Raw genomic sequence first — 2211 nt, forward strand, 5'->3', positions numbered from 1 at the left:
AGCCCGGGCCGTGGTGGCGGATGCCGAAATAGCTGATGCCGCCTTGGGTCATGGTTCAGATGGCCGCGTTGAGCGCCGCATAATAGCCGGCATAGTCCGGCCGCTTCTTCAGCACCGTCTCCAGATATTCCTCCAGCACCACCTTGTCCTGCACCGGGTCCTTGACGATGGCGCCGACCAGGCTCGGCGCCAGGCCTTCGGCATGCAGCTTGCCGTCATCGAACCATGCCGCCTGGCTGAGCCCGCTGACCATGGTGGCGATCGCCTCGGCGGTGGAGAGCGAGCCCGACGGCGTCTTCAGCGTCACCTTGCCGTCGGCGGTTGCGCCCGAGCGCAGCTCGCGGAAAATGGTGAGCACTCGCGCAATCTCCTCGCCGACATTCTTCGGCACCGGCAGCTCCAGCCCGCCGGCCATCTCGCCGACGCGACGGGAGACGATCGAGACTTCCTCCGCCATATCGTCCGGCAAAGGCAACACCACGACGTTGAAGCGGCGCTTCAGCGCCGAGGAGAACTCGTTGACGCCTTTGTCGCGGTTGTTGGCGGTGGCGATGATGTTGAAGCCACGCTGGGCATAGATCGAGGTGTTCAGCTCCGGCACCGGCATCATCTTTTCCGACAGCACGGTGATCAGCGTGTCCTGCACGTCGGAGCCCATGCGCGTCAGCTCTTCCAGCCGGCAGAGCTTGCCGTCCTGCATGGCGCGATAGAGCGGCGTCGGCACCAGCGCTTCCTGGCTCGGCCCTTTTGCCAGGAGCTGGGCATAGTTCCAGCCATAGCGGATCTGGTTCTCGTCGGTGCCGGCAGTGCATTGCACGACCAGCGTCGAGTTGCCCATGATGGCGCCGGCGAGATGTTCCGAGACCCAGGATTTTGCCGTTCCGGGAACGCCGAGCAGAAGCAGCGCGCGGTCGGTCGCGAGCGTGGCGACCGCCGTTTCCATCAATTGCCGGCGGCCGACATATTTCGGCGAAATCACCGTGCCGTCGCTCGCCTTGCCGCCCATCAGATAGGTGAGCACGGCTTTCGGCGACAGGCTCCAGCCGGCAGGCTTTTGCCGGTCGTCGCCGCGCGCCAGCGCCTGCAGTTCGGCGGCGTAGACCTGTTCGGCCGGAAGGCGGATGGCTGCGTTCATGCGATCTTCTCCGGGTTGATCATCTGGTTGGATTTCCGCCCAGCGCCGCGTTGAGGCGCAACAGGCTAAGCGATGGGGATGCAGGCGGCAGCCCGGCGGCGACGACCTCGCTGATCAATTTTTCGGCCGTCGCCGGACTGGCCAGAAAGCCTATGGCTTCGAGATACTGCTCGGCGTTTCGTTTCACGACGTCGTTGTCGCCCGAGACGGCGGATCGCAACGCGGAAAGCGTCTTGCCCTTTGCAAGGTCGCCCCACTCCAGCCAGCCTGCCTCAGCGCCTTCGACCATGTTGAGCGCGGCCAGATTTTGCGCGTCGTTCAGGATCTGCCTAATCAGGACACGCTTCCTGCCGCTGTCCAAACGCGCCGTGAGTTGGAGGCCGAGAATCGCCAGCCTGCCGCCGGCTGCGGCAAGCAGATCCGCCAGAGAGGCCACCGCCGCGTCGCCGCCGGACGCCGCGACCATTCGAACCAGAAAGAGATCGGCGCCGTCATCGACACCAAACTGCCATGCGCCGATGAAATCGCTCTCCGTCTTGCCGAAGTGGCCGACGAGATCGCCGAAGTAACAGGTGGCGAACAAGTCGGCGCGACGTGCTTGCTGCGCCTGTGACTTGGGTTTTATCGGCGCGTAGGTGGAGCGGCGGCGGATGAAACCGGATTTGCCTTCCTCGATGAAAGCGGATAGCTCGATCGCCGGATCTTCGGTTTGGCCTTCAGTGATGCTACGTTCTCCCAGTCTTGCCAGGAGTCGGCCGGCCATTTCGCGCACCTTTCCTGAGCGATCGGCGGACAGGCTCTTCAGAAATGGCACATCATCGGCACCAAGGCCGAAGCGCATGAGTTCGATGAGCGCAAGCCTGACCTCGGCGGGCTCGCTCGCTCCCTTGGTCTCGATAAGGGCCCGCGCCAAGGCGGGTGCGGAGCGCCGCAAATCGATCAGTGCGCTACGGCGCGCGGCGGGATGGAAATCATCCCAGGTTTCCGCCGTCAGATGCTCGCGGCGGAGCTGTTTTTCGCCATCCGCGCCCGCCTGCCAGTCGACCCAGGGAGCGTAGACCTCCGGACCATTCTGA

At 64.3% G+C, this 2211-nt stretch carries 2 protein-coding genes; both read right to left on the reverse strand.

The window, feature by feature from the left end; genetic code table 11:
- Positions 1 to 55: 55 nt before the first annotated feature.
- Positions 56 to 1135 (reverse strand): AAA family ATPase, encoded by a 1080-nt coding sequence (locus EOA27_RS33000; RefSeq protein WP_126078697.1) that lies wholly within the window; start codon positions 1133 to 1135, stop codon positions 56 to 58.
- 19 nt (positions 1136 to 1154) lie between these two features.
- Positions 1155 to 2211: DUF5691 domain-containing protein (locus EOA27_RS41150; protein ID WP_189562217.1), on the reverse strand; the 1057-nt coding region annotated here is incomplete at its 5' end.

Origin of the sequence: Mesorhizobium sp. M2A.F.Ca.ET.037.01.1.1, assembly GCF_003998075.1 — a bacterium.
Lineage (GTDB): Bacteria > Pseudomonadota > Alphaproteobacteria > Rhizobiales > Rhizobiaceae > Mesorhizobium.